Genomic DNA, 16,450 nt, shown 5'->3' with positions numbered 1-16,450 from the left:
CGAGAGTGCAGGGGTCAGAAGCGGCCGCCGCCGGATCGCCTGCGTGAACCGCCGAACCCGCCACCCCGGGGACGGCCGCCGCCGGCGCCACCGCCGAAGCCGCCACCGAAGCCGCCACCGCGGCTCCCGCCGCTGATGCCGCCGCGCATCCCGCCGGCCAGGATGCCGCCGAGCACCAGGCTGCCGAGGTCCACGCCGCCGCGGCCGCCGTACCCCGGCGCGTACCCCGGCCCGAAGCCGCCGCCGTACCCGCCACCCCCGTACCCGCCGCCGTATCCGCTGGACCAGGTCGCGACGTCGTCCTGCGCGAGCTGCAGCGCCTGCTGGGCCAGCTGGTCGGCCAGCTGGGCCTCGCGCAGCGCGCCCTCGGGGTCGCTGCGGCCGGCACCGGCGGCGACGTCGAGGTGGCGCTGGGCCTCGGCGAGCCGGGTGCGCGCCTCGGGCCCGACCGCACCCCGGCGGGTGGCGACGAAGTCGGCCGCCGCGGCCACGGTGGAGCGCGCCCGCAGCAGCGTCTGGTCGAGCGCGGCCGCGGCCCGCCGCGCGCGGGTCTGCGCGTCGCGGGCCACGGCGAGCGCCTGCTCCAGCGCGAGGCCGGCCTCCTCCAGCCGGCGCAGCGCGGCCAGCGGGTCGGGGAGGGCGCCGCCGCCGGTGCCCATCGCCTCGTCGGCGCCGGTCAGGGCGGCCTCCGCGCGGGCGATCTGCGGCCGCAGGCCGCCGGCGTCGCCGGACGCGGCCAGCGCCCGGGCCTCGGCGAGGTCCTCCTCGGTCCCGGCGCGCACCTGCGGCAGGCGCGCGGTGGCCGCCTCCAGGTCGCGCTCGAGCCGGCCGACGGCGTCGAGCAGCGTGCCCACCTGGGCGATCGCGTCCTCCGCGGCCCGCAGGTCACCCACCGCCTCGCCCGGCCGGCCGGCGTCCAGCGCGGCGCGGGCCTCGGCGACCTCCTGCTCGGCGGCGGCCAGCCGGGCGCGGGCCTGGTCGAGGTTGGCGGCCACCGGCGCCACCGCCGAGGCGGCGTAGCGGCGCTGCAGCCGGGCCGCCCGCTGCTCGTCCTGCGGCAGCCGGCCGTGCAGTGCGGTGATCCGCGGTGCCAGCCCCTCGAGCACCTGCGGCGCGGTGCGCTCGAGGTCGCGCAGCTGGGCGAAGGCCTCGGCCTGGGCGTCGAGCCGCTCGTCGGCCGCGGCGGTCAGCTGGAGGATCTCGGTGACCATCGCCCGCCGCGTCGGCTCGTCCTCCGGGATCTCGTCGTCGAGCTGCTGGCGCAGCGTGAACGCCCGGGTGAGCTCCTGCCGTGACTGCGCCAGCGCCTCCCCGAACCCGGCGACGGCGGCCTCGCCGTACTGCAGCCTGGCGAAGTCGAGGTCCAGCTGCGAGGTCGTCACCGCCTCGTCGAGCTCGAGCAGCGCGGCGCTCGCCCGGCCCTGCAGCTCCTCGGTGGGGACGCCGGCGTACGGGTCGGGCCGCTGCAGTCGGGTCACCGGCGGGGGCTCCAGCGCACGGCGCCGACTGCGGGCCCGGGCGACGAGCACCAGCACGAGCAGGCCGACCGCGAGCAGCCCCACGACGACCAGGGCCGAGCCACCACCTCCCCCGCCGCCGGTCCCGGCACCGGCGCCGGTGTCCGCTGCGAGACCCTGCAGACCCTCGGCGAACGCGACGGTCGCCGCGGTCCAGTCCCGGTCGGCCAGCAACGGCTCGACGCGGCTCTCGGCCATGGTCTGCACCCCGGCACGCGTGTACCGGGACTCGTCGACCGAGAAGCCGTACCGACCCTCCGTGGCGACGGCGAACATGACGTCGCTGCCACCGAGCCCGGACAGCCGCGCCGCCTCCTCGGTCCAGCTGTCGCCGTCGAGCCCGTCGAAGGACTCGGTGAAGACGACGAACAACTGGGTCCCCGTGGCCTCGCGCAGCTCGTCCAGCGCGTCCTGCACCCGAGCCTCGTCCAACCCGACACCGCTCTGGTCGGTGACCTGGCCCGGCACGTCGAAGGGCGGGACGGCGGACGCCGGGGGGGCGAGCAGGACGAGGACCGCCAGCACACCGACGACCAGGGTGAACCGGCGCACGGGAACCTCCGGTCGGGACGCGGGGACGAAGGCGACCCTAGGCGACTCCTCCGCCCTCGACCCCCGGAGAGCGGGCCGGGGCGGGCGTCCCGACGACCTCGACGCCGGCCGTGGGGGCCTGCGCACCGACCGCTCAGGGTCTCCCCGGTCCGCTGCCGCTGCCGCTGCCGCCCTCGCCACCGACGGCCCGCGCGAGCCTGTGGGCGAACACCGCGAGCGACTCCTCCACGGCGGCACCCACGTCGACGGATCGCTCGGAGCCACGGTCGGCGGCGTACGGAACGGTGTGCGAGGTGATGGGCACCGACGAATAACCCGAACCATCCGCCGCGGTGACGACCACGAGCTCGACCTGCAGACCGTCTTCCACCCAGTGCACCGCCACTCTCAGGGGAAATGGGTGCACGTCGAATTCCCGGAGGTCCGGCAGCGGATCCATGGGCAACATCCTAGAGGCCTTCACCACCCCGCGGACACGACTTCTGCACCGATCGCGAACGCCACGAGAATGGCGCACGACCGATTCCGGCACCTCGGCGGGATCACGAGGACGACCCGTTGCGCACCGCAGGCCGACCGGGCCGCCGGACCCGGCCCCCGCCCGACCCCCGGGACCCCGGAACTCGAGTCGACGGCCCAGCTACCAGGACGCCGCAGGTCGACGAGGCGTCGACGGCCGGATCCGCGCGCACCGGACTCCTCGGCCGGCCCGGACCGGCGTGTCCCGGAACCACGCCGGTGCCCGTCTTGACAGCAGGTCGCGGGCGCCCGTAGGAATCCCTCGCGCAGGATCGGCGTGCGCGACCACTGCGGGTCCCGCAGGTCGCGGAAATGCCTCGGCGCGGTGCCCGTGCGCGCCTCTCACCATTCCTCTGACCATTCTCACCAGGCGGCTGCGGGGCGTTGTCGCACTCCTTGACGGCACGTGTCGACCACGAGTAGTAATGGCCCGGCCAGATCTTCGACGCACCACTCATCGCAGACTCCTGGCGCTCGTGTGCATTTGTCCCCGTCGAAGGGTGTACTCCGTGCGTCGTCCATCACTTCTCGCGAGCGTCGTCGCGACGCTGTTCCTCGTGCTCGCGCCGATCGCCGTGGCCCCGAGTGCCAGCGCGGCCGAGACAGGGCTCCAGGGCTGCCGGGTCCAGGTGAACTACCCGCACCAGTCCTCCCACGATCCGGACCGGTGGAACGTCGAGTTCCGCGTGTACGGCTGCGCGTCGTACAAGACCGTCGCCATCTCGAGGTGGGTCAGGGTGAGCGTCACCTACCCGGACGGTTCGGGCGGTGGCGGCGGGGACTTCGCCTGGAAGTACCAGGCGACCCTGGGGGTCCCGGCAGGGTCGTCGCGCTCCACCTTCTACAACGAGTCGTGCGTGCACGGCGCTCGGTACACGGTGACGGTGCGGGGGCTCTTCACGATCGACGGTCGCTCGACCGAGCTGTCGCAGAGCAACAGCTTCCCCTGCCGGTAGCGAGACGCACGGTCACTCCCGACCGGTGGAGGGGATCCACGGTCCCGCACCCGGATCCCCTCCACCGGCGCTCCTCCGCGCGGCCGGGTAGGACGCGCACGACCGGGTAGGGGACGGTCAGCCCAGATCCGGCCCCGAGGAGGACCCGTGAGCGACGACGACCGCATCCCCGCCAGCCAGCTGCCCCCCGGGGCGGTGCGCCGGGCGGGCTCCTGGGCGGTCGGCAACCGCGACGGCGAGTACTTCGCCGTCTCCCGCCGCTGCCGGCACCAGCTGGCCGACATGTCGGAGGGCAGCCTCGACGCCCACGGCTGCCTGGTCTGCCCGTGGCACGGCGCCCGCTACGACGTCCGCACCGGCGAGATGGTGGAGGGCCCACGCGGCTTCCTCGGCTACCACGGCCCCACCCCGGGCTACACCCAGTTCGTCCGCGGCTACGCCCGGGTGCTCAAGCTGCGGGTCCGCCGGGCCCTGCGCCGCGGCGACGACGTCGTGGTGGAGGGCTAGCGGCGCTCGATGGGGGCGTCGAGGCCCTGCACCAGCGCGTCGGACTCGGGGTTCTCCGCGCCGGTCGCCCGGACGGAGACGCCCATCGTGGCGGCGACCTCCTCCGCGCTGCGCGGCGTGAGGGCGCCGTCGCGGATCTCCTCGGCCCAGTGACAGCTGACCAGGTGCCCGGTGCCGAGCTCGCGCAGCACGGGGACCTCGTCGTCGCACCGGGTCTCCTGCCGCCAGGGGCAGCGGGTGTGGAACCGGCAGCCGCTCGGCGGGTTCGCCGGTGAGGGCAGGTCGCCGGCCAGCAGGATCCGCTCCCGGTTCTCCTCCACGACGGGGTCGGGCACCGGGACGGCGCTCATCAACGCCCGGGTGTAGGGGTGCAGCGGCTCGGCGTAGAGGTCGTCGGCCGGCGCCTGCTCCACCAGCGACCCGAGGTACATGACGCCGACGACGTCGCTGATGTGCCGGACGACGGCGAGGTCGTGCGCGATGACGAGGTAGGTCAGCCCGAGCCGCTCCTGCAGCTCCTCGAGCAGGTTGAGCACCTGCGCCTGGACGCTGACGTCGAGGGCGGACACCGGCTCGTCGGCGATGAGCAGGTCGGGCTCGAGCGCGACCGCCCGCGCGATGCCGATGCGCTGGCGCTGCCCGCCGGAGAACTCGTGCGGGTAGCGGCGCAGCGCTGCGCTGGGCAGGCCGACGGCGTCGAGCAGCGTGCGCACCTGCTGGGCGATCCCGGCCTTGCCGCCGCCGAGGCCGTGGGCGTGCAGCGGCTCGGAGAGCAGCGACTCGACGTCCTGCCGCGGGTCGAGGCTGCCCAGCGGGTCCTGGAAGACCATCTGCATGCGCCGGCGCATCTGCCGCAGCGGCTCGCCGGACAGCGAGGCGACGTCGGTGCCGTCGAACCACACCTGTCCAGCGGTGGGCTCGACCAGCCGCAGCACCGCCCGACCCAGCGTCGACTTCCCGCAGCCGGACTCGCCGACCAGGCCGTAGGTCGACCCCCGCTCGACGGTGAGGTCGACCCCGTCCACGGCGCGCACGTGTCCGACCGTCCGGTCGACGAACACGCCCCGCTTGATCGGGAAGTGGACCTGCAGGCCCTCGACGCGCAGCAGCGGGTCGGCGGTCATCGGGCGGCTCCGGCGGCAGTGGCCCCGCTGGGGGACCTCGGGTACTCGATCGGGTGGCGGCAGCGCAGCTCGCGGCCGGGGCCGTCGTACTCCAGCGGGACGGTGCTGCCGGCCACCTCGGTGAGGCAGTCGTCCTGCGCGTGGTCGCAGCGCGGCGCGAACGCGCAGCCCTCGGCCCACGGGATCACGTCCCGCGCGGACCCGCGGATGGGGTGCAGCGGCGCACCCCGCGCGCCGTCGAGGCGGGGCACCGAGGCGAGCAACCCGCCGGTGTAGGGCTGGCGCGGCCGGGCGAAGAGCTCGTGGCGGTCGGCCGACTCGATGATCCGCCCGGAGTACATGACGTGCACCCGGTCGCACAGCCCGGCGACCACACCGAGGTCGTGGGTGATCATCACCAGCGCCGTCCCGGAGTCGACGACCAGCTCCCGCAGCAGCTCGAGGATCTGCGCCTGGATGGTCACGTCGAGGGCCGTCGTCGGCTCGTCGGCGATGAGCAGCCGCGGCCGGCAGGCCAGCGCCATGGCGATCAGCGCCCGCTGCCGCATGCCGCCGGAGAGCTGGTGCGGGTACTCCTTGAGCCGGCGGGCCGGGTCGGGGATGCCGACGCGGTCGAGCAGGTCGGTCGCCTGCGCGGTGGCCTCCTTGCGCGAGAGGTCGCGGTGCTCGAGCAGGACCTCGGTGACCTGGGTGCCGATCGGCACCGTCGGGTTCAGCGAGGACAGCGGGTCCTGGAACACCATCGCCATGTCCGCGCCGCGCAGCTCCCGCAGCGTCCGGTCCGGCGCCCCGACGAGCTCGCGGCCGTCGAGCCGCACCGAGCCGCCGACCTCCACGCCGCGGCGGGCCAGCAGCCCCATGACGGCCAGCGAGGTGACCGACTTGCCGCAGCCGGACTCCCCCACCAGCCCGACGGTCTCCCCCGGCGCCACGGCGAAGCTGACCCCGTCGACGGCGCGGGTCGGCTGCTCGCCCCGGCGGCGGAAGGTCACGGTGAGCTCGTCGACCTCCAGCACCGGCAGGCCGCTGCGGTCGACGCTGTCCGGCGGCACGTCCTCGACGATCACGCGGGTCACCTCCGGAACTTCGGGTCGAGCGCCTCGCGCAGCGACTCGCCGAGCAGCGTGAAGCCCAGCGCGACGACGATGATGCAGAGCGCGGGGTAGATCGCCAGCTCCGGCCGCACGGACAGGAAGTCCTGTGCGTTGGACAGCATCGCGCCCCACTCGGGCCGGGCGAGGTCGGGATCGCCGAGGCCGAGGAACGACAGCGCGGCGGCCTCGATGATCGCCGTCGCCAGGGAGAGCGTCGCCTGCACGATCAGCGGGGACAGGGAGTTCGGCAGGACGTGGCCGAACACGATCCGGCTGCGCTTGATGCCGAGGGCCTGGGAGGCCAGCACGTAGTCGCTGCCGCGCTGGGCGAGCATCGAGCCGCGCAGCAGCCGGGCGAAGACCGGCACCTGGGTGACCGCGATGGCGATCACCAGCGACCACTGGTTCTGGCCCAGGAGCACCGAGATGCTGATCGCCATCAGCAGGCTCGGGATGGACAGGATGATGTCGATGAAGCGCATGACGACGGTGTCCACCCAGCCGCCGAAGGCCCCGGCCAGGACACCCAGCGCCATGCCGACGACGACCCCGAGCAGGGTGGACACCACGCCGATCAGCAGCGACTGACGGGAGCCGACGATCAGCCGGGACAGCAGGTCGCGGCCCAGCTCGTCGGCACCCAGCGGGAAGCCCTCCTGGGCCCCGGGGATGAAGCCGGGCCGGATCTCGCCGAGCAGTGTCTGCGCCAGCGGGTCGCGGGGGGCCAGCAGCGGGGCGAACGCGGCCACCACCAGGAACACGACCACGATGACCGCGCCCGTGATCGCCACCGGGTTGCGCCGCAGCCGCCGGAAGGCGCTCTTGGTGAGCGAGACGCCACCCTCGCCCTCGGGGACCTGGCCCGCGCGCGCGGCCAGCTCGTCGATGCGCCGCCGGCGCACGTCGCCGACCGCGGTCACCGGCCCTGCCCCCGTCCGCCACGTGAGCTCATCGGACCCTCACCCTCGGGTCGAGCAGGCCGTAGGAGATGTCGACCAGCAGGTTCACCAGGACGTAGACCACCGCCAGGATGAGGATGAAGCCCTGCAGGACGGCGAAGTCCCGGGCGAAGATCGCGTCGAAGATCGCCGAGCCGACGCCGCCGAAGGCGAACACCGACTCGGTGAGCACCGCACCCGACAGCAGCAGGCCGGTCTGCAGGCCGATCGTCGTCGCGACCGGCAGCAGGGCGTTGCGGATGACGTGCCGGCGGCGGACGGTCGACGTCGACAGGCCCTTCGCGTTCGCCGTCCGGACGTAGTCCTCGTTGACCACGTCGAGGACCGAGGCCCGCGTGATCCGGACGATGATCGCCAGCGGGATGGTGCCCAGCGCGATCCCGGGCAGCACGAGGTGCGTGAAGGCGTCCCAGGCGGCGTCCCACTCGCGGGTGAGCAGACCGTCGAGGACGTAGAAGTTGGTGATCCGGGTGGCGTCGATGCGCACCTCCTGGCGGCCGGAGCCGGGCAGCCACCCGAGCTCGACGGCGAACAGCAGGCGCAGCAGGTAGGCCAGGAAGAAGACCGGGATGGCCACACCCAGCAGCGAACCGATGACCGACGCGGAGTCCAGCCAGCTGCCGTGCCGGCGCGCGGCCAGGTAGCCCAGCGGGATGCCGACGCCGATGGCGAAGACCATGGCGAACAGGGTCAGCTCGATCGTGCCGGGCATCCGCTCGAGGAACTCCTGGGTGACCGGGCGGCCGGTGCGCGCGGAGTTGCCGAAGTCCAGCTGGACGGCGCGGCCGAGGAAGCGCAGGTACTGCACGTAGAGCGGCTGGTCCAGGCCGAACAGCTCGTTGTAGCGGGCGATGGCCTCGGGGGTGGCGCGCTCACCGAGAGCGGCCTGGGCCGGGCCGCCGGGCAGCGCCCGCAGCCAGGCGAAGAGCAGCACCGACAGCCCCAGCAGGATCGGGATCAGCTGCAGGAGCCGCCGGACGACGAAGCGGAGCACGTCCTCGGGTCACCTCTCCGGGCCGGGAACGGGCCGGCCGCGCCGGGGCAGTCTCTCCTGCCCCGGCGCGGCCGGTCACCGGGGGCTAGTCGCTGAGGGAGACCGTCGAGAAGACCTCGGCGGTCAGCGGGCTCGGCTCCAGACCCTGGACGTTCTCGGCCACCACGAGCGCCGGCGGGGAGTGCGAGATCGGGACACCGGGCAGGTAGTCCATGATCAGCCGGTTGGCCTCCTGGTACTGCTCGGTGCGGGCACCCGGGTCGGGCTCGGCGTCGGCCTCGGCGAGAGCTGCGAAGATCTCCGGGTTGCTGAACGCCCCGAACTCGGCCGACGCCTGACCGTTCGACGCCTCGGCGAAGAACGTGCCGATGAAGTTGTAGGCGTCGTTGTAGTCACCGGTCCACCCGAGCAGGTGGATGTCGGCCTGGCCCGCCTGGACGGCGTTGAGGTAGTCCGGGTTCCACGGCAGCGCGGTCGGCTCGACGGTGAAGCCGGCGTCGACGAGGTTCTGGTTGATCACCTGGAACAGCGCCGCCGGGTCCGGCAGGTAGGGCCGGCTGACCTCGGTCGGGTAGAAGAACCGCAGCGTCGTCCCCTCGGCGCCGGCCTCCTGCAGCAGCTGCCGGGCGCGCTCGGGGTCGTAGTCGTAGGTGGTGACGTCGTCGGCCCACCCGTCGACGGTCGGCGGCATGAACTGCGTGGCGACCTCGGCCCCCTCGGGCAGCAGCGAGTTCACGATCGTCTCGCGGTCGATGGCGTGCGCGATCGCCTGGCGCACCCGCGGGTCCTGCAGCGCGGGGTTGGCGTTCGTGCCGGGGACGTTCCCGCCGTTGAAGCCCAGGTAGAGGATGTTGAACGGGTCGCGCACGAGGACCTGCAGGCCCTCGTCCTCCAGCGTCTGGTAGTCGGCCGGGGCCACGAAGTCGTAGCCGTCGATCGAGCCGGCCTGCAGCTCCTGCCGGCGGGTGTTCTGGTCGGAGATCGTCCGGAAGATGATCTCGTCGAGCAGCGCCGGGTCACCCCAGTAGTCCTCGTTGCGGACGATGGTGACCTCGCCGTTGCCGCGGTCCCAGCTCTCGAACTTGAACGGACCGGTGCCGGTCGGGTGCTCCAGGGCGTACTCGGAGTAGCTGAGCGCGTCCTCGCTGCCCGACAGGTTGTCGGCGTCGTACTCCTGCAGGGCCGTGGGGCTCTGGATGGAGAACGCGGGCAGCGCGAGCGCGGCCGGGAACTTCGAGGTGACCTGGGTCAGCCGGATCACCGCGGTGTTCTCGTCGCTGGCCTCGCAGCTCTCGTAGATGCTCGGGGTGTCCGGCGTGCTGGCGAAGCCGCCGAAGACCGCCTGGTAGTAGTACGACGCGCTCGGGCTCTGGGCCAGACCCTCGAAGTTGTACCAGCGGTCGAAGTTGAAGCAGACGGCCTCGGCGTTGAAGTCGGTGCCGTCGTGGAACTTGACGCCCTCGCGGAGGGCGAAGGTGTACTCCAGGCCGTCCTCGCTGACCTCGTAGTCCTCGGCCAGCTCGGGCACCGGCTCGGTGCCGCCGAGCTCGTTGCCGAGCAGGCCCTCGTGGATCTGGCGGGCGACGCGGAAGGTCTCGCCGTCGCTGCCGAAGGCCGGGTCGAACATGGCCGGGTCGCCGGCCGCGCCGAAGACGAGGGTGCCCCCGGACTGCGCCTCCTCGCCTCCTCCCTCGCCGGAACCGGAGTCCCGGTCACTCGAGGCACAGGCGGCCAGGGTGACGGCGGTGAGTGCCGCCGCCGAGGCGGCCAGCACACGCTGTGGTCGACGCTGCATCGCGGGAGACCTGCCTTCTCGACCCCACGCTGGGCCGGGTGTCTGCGACTAGGGCGGCCGCGCGGCATCAGGCCACGCGGACGTGCGTCGGACCCTAGGTGCGCCGGGCGGACGGTCGTGAGCCGCGGCGGCCCATCGACACCATCCTGTGACCTTGTCGACACCGCCCCCGACCTGCGCGGGAGCGGGCCGGTCCGACGGGCGCCCCTAGGCGTCGATGCGGCGGCGGCCCTCGAACGCGCGACCCAGCGTGATCTCGTCGGCGTACTCCAGGTCGCCGCCCACGGGCAGGCCGCTGGCCAGCCGGGACACCGCCAGCCCGAGCGGGCCGACCAGCCGCGCGAGGTAGGCCGCCGTCGCCTCCCCCTCGAGGTTGGGGTCGGTCGCGATGATCAGCTCGGTGACCGAGCCGTCCATGAGCCGGGTCATGAGCTCCTTGACCCGCAGGTCGTCGGGGCCGACGCCCTCGATCGGGCTGATCGCGCCGCCGAGCACGTGGTAGCGGCCGCGGAACTCGCGGGTGCGCTCGATCGCGACGACGTCCTTGGGCTCCTCGACCACGCAGATGACGTCGTCGGAGCGGCGCGGGTCGCGGCAGATCCGGCACTGCTCGGCCTCGGCGACGTTGTAGCAGGTCACGCAGAAGCGGACCTCGGCCTGCACGCGCTGCAGGGCGGCGACGAGCCGGCCGACGTCGGCGGACTCGGCGGCCAGCAGGTGGAAGGCGATGCGCTGCGCGCTCTTCGGCCCGACGCCGGGCAGGCGGCCGAGCTCGTCGATGAGGTCCTGGACGGCCCCCTCGTACACGGTGCTCCTCGGGGAAGTGGGGTGGGCGGGCGCCGGTCAGGCGCCGGGGAGCCCGGGGACGCCGCCGGCGCCGGGGAGGCCGCCACCGGGCAGGCCCCCGCCCAGGCCGCCGGCCAGCGGGCCCATGCGGTCGGCGGTCAGCTCGCCGGCCAGCCGGGAGGCGTCCCGGACGGCCGCGACGACCAGGTCCTGCAGCGTCTCGAGGTCGTCGGGGTCGACGGCGGCCGGGGCGATGGTGACGGCGGTCAGCTCGCCGTCGCCGGTCATCGTGGCGGTGACCAGCCCACCGCCGGCCGAGCCGGTGACCTCCTCGGCGGCCAGCTGCTCCTGCGCGGCGGCCAGCGCCTGCTGCATCTGCTGGGCCTGCTGGAGGATCGCCTGCAGGTCGGGCTGGCCACCACCGGGGAACATGCGTCGAGCGTAGGCCGCGCGACCGACATCCGGGGGACGGCGACCCGGTGGCGGGTCAGGAGTCGACCGGGCGGGCGCCGAGCTGGGACCGCAGCAGCGCCAGCGCGGCCTGCTCGGGATCGACCGCCGGCACGTGCTCCCGGTCGCCGTCGGCGGAGGCCTCCGCGGCCCGCTCGGCGAGCAGCTCCCGCGCCTCGGCGGCCTCGGCGGCGCGGGCGGCCTCGCGGGCCACCTCCGGCGTCACGGCACCCCCGCGGCCGCCGCTGCCCGCGGCGCCCTCGACGACCGCCTCGACCTTCCACCGCACCCCGAGCAGCTCGTTGAGCGCCTCGCGGAGCACGTCCTTGTTCAGGTCGTCGCCGATCCGGCGGGCCAGCGCGGGTGAGGACGTGGACAGCGTCAGCACGCCGGCGCGCAGCTCGTGCACCTGCGCGTTCTTCAGCAGCGCCTCGGTGGTGCGCTTGTGCCGCTTGACGACGGCGAGCAGCTCGGGCCACACCCGGCGCACGTCGCCGGTGGTCAGCGCACCGTCACCCCCGGCCGCCCCGCCCGCGGCGGCGCCCTCCGGGTTGGCCGACACCACCGGCGTGGGCTCCCCGCCGCGCGGCGCGGGCGTGGACTCGGCCGCCGCGCGGGGCGGCGACGCCGGCGGGCGCGGCTGCGCCACCCGCTCGGCGGCGGCGCGGGCGGCGGCCGGCTGCGCGGCGTGCGGCCAGTCCTCGTCGTCGGTGGGCTCGGGTGGCAGCGGGATGTCCGGCTCTCCGGTGGCCACCCGCACGCCGGGACGGGCGGCCGGCGCGGCTGCCGGTGCGGGCGCCGCCGCCGGTGGCGTCGCGGGCAGGCCGGTGCCCGATCCCGGTGGGGTCGTCTCGGGCCAGTCGTCGTCCGCGGCAGGGGCCGGTGCCGCCGGGCGGGACGCGCCGGAGCCGGGCGCCGTCGTCTCCGGCCAGTCGCCGCTGGCCGCCGCGGCCGGGGCAGGCGCCGGGGCCGGGGTTGCGGCGGGCGGGGGCGGCGCGGCAGGCCGAGGTGGGGGCTGCGGTGCGGACTGCGCGGCCGGCGCGGCCGGCTGCGTGCGCTGCGACGGGCGCACGTACTCCCGCCGGGACGGGCCACCGCGCTCGGCCGGGGCGGGCTCCTCCCGGGCCGAGGCCGAGGCCGGGGCCGGGCGGGCCGGCTCGCGGGCCGGCTCGCGGGCCGGCGGGACGTCCGCCGGGACGTCGGCGACCGCACCGCCGCCACCGGCGATCGACAGCCGCCGCTCCAGGCGCTCGAGGCGCTGCAGCGTCGCGGCGGCCGAGTCGTCGGTGGCCGGCAGCAGCATCCGCGCGCAGACCAGCTCGAGCAGCAGCCGCGGCGCGGTCGTCCCGCGCATCTCGGTCAGCCCCTCGTGCACGGTGTCGGCCATCCGCGACAGCGTCGCCGAGCCCAGCGCGCGGGCCTGCTGGCTCATGAGGTCCAGCCGGTCGGGCGGGCAGTCGAGCAGGCCGTTGCCGCCGGCGTCGGGGACCGCGTCGAGCACGATGAGGTCGCGCAGCCGGTCGAGCAGGTCCGTGGCGAACCGGCGGGGGTCGTGCCCGGCCTCCACCACCCGGTCGACGGCGCGGAAGACGCCCGGCGCGTCGGAGGCGGCGAGCGCGTCGATGGCCTCGTCGAGCAGCGCGTCGTCGGTGACGCCGAGCAGGCCCACCGCGCTGGCGTAGGTGACGCCCTCGGGTCCGGCGCCGGCCAGCAGCTGGTCGAGGATCGACAGCGAGTCGCGCACCGACCCGCCGCCGGCCCGCACCACCAGCGGGAACACCGTGGGCTCGACCTGCACGCCCTCGGCGGCGCACGTCCGCTCCAGCAGCCCGCGCAGCGTCGTCGGCGGGACCAGCCGGAACGGGTAGTGGTGGGTGCGCGAGCGGATGGTGGGGAGCACCTTGTCCGGCTCCGTCGTCGCGAAGACGAACACCAGGAACTCCGGCGGCTCCTCGACCACCTTGAGCAGGGCGTTGAAGCCCTGCGTGGTGACCATGTGCGCCTCGTCGACGATGTAGACCTTGTAGCGGCTGCTCACCGGGGCGAAGAACGCCCGCTCGCGCAGGTCGCGGGCGTCGTCCACGCCGCCGTGGCTGGCCGCGTCGATCTCGATGACGTCGAGCGACCCGGGGCCGTCGGGCGCGAGCGCGACGCAGGACGCGCACACCCCGCACGGGGTCGACGTGGGCCCCTGCTCGCAGTTGAGCGAGCGGGCGAGGATGCGCGCCGAGGACGTCTTGCCGCAGCCGCGCGGGCCGCTGAACAGGTAGGCGTGGTTGATCCGCCCGCCGTCGACGGCGTTGACCAGCGGGGTGGTCACGTGCTCCTGGCCGACCACCTCGGCGAAGGTCGCCGGGCGGTACTTCCGGTAGAGCGCCAGAGCCACGCGGCGAGGTTACGTGCCGGGGCCGACGAGCCGGGAGCACCCGGACGCCGGACGCGTCACTGCGCCAGCCGGAGCAGGAACTCGACCTGGCCGGTGTCCTCGACCCGGACGAAGCCGAGGTCCGGCGGGGTGATGCCGAAGTCGCCGAAGACGACGGGGACGGCGCCGGAGACCTCGACGCCCTCGGCCGTGCGGACGACGGACAGGTCGGCCCGCACCGGCCGCGTGGTGTCGCGCAGGGTGAGCTGGCCGGCGACCGGGACGGTCACCGGCGTGCCGGTCAGCTCGGGGAGGTCCACCGGGCCCTGGACGGCGAACGTCCCGGTGGGCCAGGTGCCGACCTCCATGACGTCGTCGCGGAAGTAGGCGTCCCGCTGACCGACGTCGGTGCGGGTGCTCGCGACGTCGACGACGACCTCGGCGGTGGCCAGGTCCCCGCCCTCGACGACGACCGAGCCGGTCACCCGGTCGGTCGTGCCGGCCACGGTGACGTCCGCACCGTTGAGCACCTCGTCGACGCGGTAGCCGGCCGACGAGCCGGGGCCGACGGTCCAGGTGCCGTCGGTGTCGGGGGCCAGCTCGACGCCGGAGGGCTGGGCCTGCACGGTCGGGGCGGCCGCGGCGTCCTCCTGGGACGCGGCGTAGACCAGCGGGCCGAGGCCCAGGCCGAGCACGACCAGCGCGGCGACGCCCCCGACGACCCACCACACGTGACGACGACGGGCCACGGGGCTCCTCTCCTTGACGCTTCAAGCACAGGGTGCCGTGCCGCCGGAGTGGAGGGAACGCCGACCGGCCGATCGGGGGAGAAAGAAGGGACCCCCCGCGCACCCGCCAGAGCCCGCTTATCCTTGCTGCCTTCCGGCCCTGGGGAGGTTCACAGGGTGACGCCACACGAGGGGTCTGCACACCACTGTAGAGGACGCCGGCCGGTAGGCTCCGCCCCATGTCGCCCCGGCGCGCCCTCGTCCTGCCCCCGCCCCGCTCCTGACCCGGAGCACCGCGGGCTGAGACCCGCGGCCGACCCTCGCGCCGGCCGCTGCTGCGCCGTGCTCCGGACCGCCTCCCCGTCCGGAACCAGCGCCCAGGAGCGTCATGTCCACCCCCTCCTCCCCCGCGGTCCGCCGCGGGTCCGCCGCGGCGAACCGCGGACCCTCGTCGGGGAACCGCGGATTCCTGCTCGTCGTCCTCGCCGCCCTCTGCTGGGGCACCTCCGGCCTGTGCGGCCGCGTGCTGGCCGACCGCAGCGGCCTGACCGCCCTCGACACCGCCTGGTACCGCCTGGCCGTCGGCGCGGTGGCGCTGTCGGCGGCCTGGGCGGTCACCGCCCGGCGCCGCGGTCCCGCCGTCCGGGTGACCCGCCCGCTCGCCGTCCGCCTGGTCCTCATCGGTGCCGGGCTGGCCGCCTACCAGCTCGCCTTCTTCTCCGCGGTCGCGCTGGCCGGCGTGAGCATCGCCACGCTGGTCGCGCTCGGCGTGGCGCCGCTGCTCGTCGCCGTCGGCGGCACGCTGCTCGGGCACGGCCGGCCGAGCCGCGCGACGCTGCTCGCCCTCGGCGTCGCCCTCGTCGGGCTCGGCCTGCTCGTCGGCGTCTCCGCCGGCGCCGACACCGGGACGACGGTGCTGCTCGGGGCGCTGACGGCCACCGGCTCGGCACTGGGCTACGCCGTCGTCACGCTGGCCGGGGGCGGGGTGCCGGCCGGCACCCCGGTCACCCTCGTCGGGTTCGTGCTCGGCGCGCTGCTGCTCACGCCCGTCGCCTTCGCGCACGGCCTGACCGTCCCGTCCGACCCGGTGGCGCTGGCCGTGCTGCTCTACCTCGGGCTGGTGCCCAGCGCCCTGGCCTACGGCCTGTTCTTCACCGGGGTGCGCAGCCTGCCGGGCGCGGTGGTGTCGATCGTCACGCTGCTCGAGCCGCTGACGGCGACCGTCCTGGCCACGGCGTTCCTCGGCGAGCGGCTGGCGCCGGCCGCCGCCGCCGGAGGGGCGCTCCTGCTGGCCGCCGTCGCGGGGCTCTACCTGCGCGAGCTGGGCCGCCGCGCCCGGGCGGTCGCGGCGGCGGGGGCCTGAACGGCGACGGGCCCCGGCTGCCTGCCGGGGCCCGTCGCCGACGTGCGGAGGATGGGAGATTCGAACTCCCGAGGGGTTGCCCCCAACCCGCTTTCCAAGCGAGCGCCATAGGCCACTAGGCGAATCCTCCCGTGCCCGCCGATGGTAGCGGACCGCCCTGGCCGTCCCGGTCCCCGGCGCAGGCCGCGCGCCGCCCCGGGTGGTCCGCGGGCGCGGCACGGGGCAGGCTGGACCCCTCACGGGAGCGTGCGACGACCCCGCGCCGTCCCGTCGGACGTCAGCGAGGGCGTCCACACCGCACGCCTCACCGAGGCGACGACACGAACGACGACACGAACAGCTGTCGCGGGGCGACGAGGAGGCAGGGCGGATGAGCGATCCGGGGCAGGTCAGACCGGAGGTCGTGGCGGCCATCGTGGCCGTCCTGCACGGCGCCGACCCCGCGGGGCTGCCGCCCTCGGCGACCCGCGAGGAGAAGGCGGCCGCCAAGGACCGCTACCTGTCGGAGTTCGTCGCCGAGCGCAGCAAGCGCGACCGGCAGGCGCAGGCCTGGGAGCTGCTGCTCACCCGCAGCTACGACGAGCCGCCCACCTGGGAGCGGCTCTTCGACGACCTGGCGCCCGACGCGGTCGCCGAGCTGGGCGAGCTGTACGACGCGCTGCCGTCGGGTGCACAGGAGGAGTACGCCCGCCGCTACGGCGTCCCGAGTTCGGTCTGACCTGCAGGTTCGACCACGCCACA

General features: G+C 75.0%; 15 protein-coding genes, 1 tRNA gene and 1 other RNA gene. 4 read left to right on the top strand and 13 right to left on the bottom strand.

From position 1 onward, the window contains the following. Nucleotides 1-14 precede the first annotated feature (14 nt). Nucleotides 15-2,069, bottom strand: coding sequence for a TPM domain-containing protein (locus BLQ97_RS06460; protein WP_245691920.1), 2,055 nt, complete (start codon nt 2,067-2,069; stop codon nt 15-17). A gap of 133 nt (nt 2,070-2,202) precedes the next feature. Next, entirely contained in the window at nt 2,203-2,508 is a 306-nt protein-coding gene (locus BLQ97_RS23810) for a hypothetical protein (protein WP_245691919.1), read from the bottom strand. Between the two features lie 580 nt (nt 2,509-3,088). Here BLQ97_RS23810 and BLQ97_RS06455 point away from each other — a divergent pair. Both BLQ97_RS06455 and BLQ97_RS06450 read left to right on the top strand, forming a co-directional pair. Next, entirely contained in the window at nt 3,089-3,544 is a 456-nt protein-coding gene (locus BLQ97_RS06455) for a hypothetical protein (protein WP_091364397.1), read from the top strand. 147 nt (nt 3,545-3,691) lie between these two features. Continuing rightward, a complete protein-coding gene (locus BLQ97_RS06450) occupies nt 3,692-4,051 on the top strand; it encodes a Rieske (2Fe-2S) protein (protein WP_091364395.1) in 360 nt (119 codons plus the stop codon). Here the strand turns inward: BLQ97_RS06450 and BLQ97_RS06445 are convergent. From BLQ97_RS06445 to ffs, 10 genes are all read right to left on the bottom strand, one after another. Then, complete coding sequence (locus BLQ97_RS06445) at nt 4,048-5,175, bottom strand: ABC transporter ATP-binding protein (protein ID WP_091364393.1); 1,128 nt, start codon at nt 5,173-5,175, stop codon at nt 4,048-4,050. The genes BLQ97_RS06450 and BLQ97_RS06445 overlap by 4 nt on opposite strands. Next, nucleotides 5,172-6,242 carry an ABC transporter ATP-binding protein gene (locus BLQ97_RS06440; protein WP_245691917.1) on the bottom strand — a complete coding sequence of 357 codons (1,071 nt, stop codon included), beginning with the start codon at nt 6,240-6,242 and terminating at the stop codon, nt 5,172-5,174. The genes BLQ97_RS06445 and BLQ97_RS06440 overlap by 4 nt, the downstream gene beginning before the upstream one ends. A 5-nt stretch (nt 6,243-6,247) precedes the next feature. Beyond that, nucleotides 6,248-7,189 carry an ABC transporter permease gene (locus BLQ97_RS06435; RefSeq protein ID WP_091364391.1) on the bottom strand — a complete coding sequence of 314 codons (942 nt, stop codon included), beginning with the start codon at nt 7,187-7,189 and terminating at the stop codon, nt 6,248-6,250. Between the two features lie 28 nt (nt 7,190-7,217). Continuing rightward, on the bottom strand, nt 7,218-8,222 hold the full coding sequence (locus BLQ97_RS06430; protein ID WP_091364389.1) for an ABC transporter permease: 1,005 nt from the start codon (nt 8,220-8,222) through the stop codon (nt 7,218-7,220). Between the two features lie 85 nt (nt 8,223-8,307). Further along, a complete protein-coding gene (locus tag BLQ97_RS06425) occupies nt 8,308-10,017 on the bottom strand; it encodes an ABC transporter substrate-binding protein (protein ID WP_091364387.1) in 1,710 nt (569 codons plus the stop codon). Between the two features lie 207 nt (nt 10,018-10,224). Further along, entirely contained in the window at nt 10,225-10,824 is a 600-nt protein-coding gene (gene recR, locus BLQ97_RS06420; RefSeq protein ID WP_091109124.1) for a recombination mediator RecR, read from the bottom strand. 36 nt (nt 10,825-10,860) lie between these two features. Further along, on the bottom strand, nt 10,861-11,235 hold the full coding sequence (locus BLQ97_RS06415) for a YbaB/EbfC family nucleoid-associated protein (RefSeq protein ID WP_091364385.1): 375 nt from the start codon (nt 11,233-11,235) through the stop codon (nt 10,861-10,863). 55 nt (nt 11,236-11,290) lie between these two features. Then, nucleotides 11,291-13,639: a DNA polymerase III subunit gamma and tau gene (locus BLQ97_RS06410; RefSeq protein ID WP_091364383.1), complete on the bottom strand. Its 2,349-nt coding sequence runs from the start codon at nt 13,637-13,639 to the stop codon at nt 11,291-11,293. 56 nt (nt 13,640-13,695) lie between these two features. Next, the gene (locus BLQ97_RS06405; protein ID WP_245691915.1) at nt 13,696-14,367 is read right to left on the bottom strand and encodes a YceI family protein; all 672 of its coding nucleotides are present in this window, start codon (nt 14,365-14,367) and stop codon (nt 13,696-13,698) included. An 83-nt stretch (nt 14,368-14,450) separates the two neighbouring features. Beyond that, nucleotides 14,451-14,546: signal recognition particle sRNA small type (ffs, locus tag BLQ97_RS06400), an RNA gene on the bottom strand. A gap of 188 nt (nt 14,547-14,734) precedes the next feature. Between ffs and BLQ97_RS06395 the strand changes: the two genes are divergently transcribed. Further along, nucleotides 14,735-15,709, top strand: a complete 975-nt coding sequence (locus BLQ97_RS06395) for a DMT family transporter (protein WP_091364380.1) — start codon at nt 14,735-14,737, stop codon at nt 15,707-15,709. Nucleotides 15,710-15,754: 45 nt separating this feature from the next. Here the strand turns inward: BLQ97_RS06395 and BLQ97_RS06390 are convergent. Then, a tRNA-Ser gene (locus BLQ97_RS06390) sits at nt 15,755-15,839 on the bottom strand. Between the two features lie 240 nt (nt 15,840-16,079). Here BLQ97_RS06390 and BLQ97_RS06385 point away from each other — a divergent pair. Beyond that, complete coding sequence (locus tag BLQ97_RS06385; RefSeq protein WP_091109119.1) at nt 16,080-16,427, top strand: hypothetical protein; 348 nt, start codon at nt 16,080-16,082, stop codon at nt 16,425-16,427. Nucleotides 16,428-16,450 lie beyond the last annotated feature (23 nt).

The organism is Geodermatophilus telluris, assembly GCF_900102745.1.
In the GTDB taxonomy this organism is placed as follows: Bacteria; Actinomycetota; Actinomycetes; order Mycobacteriales; family Geodermatophilaceae; genus Geodermatophilus; species Geodermatophilus telluris.
This window is presented reverse-complemented; position numbering and strand designations above follow the sequence as displayed.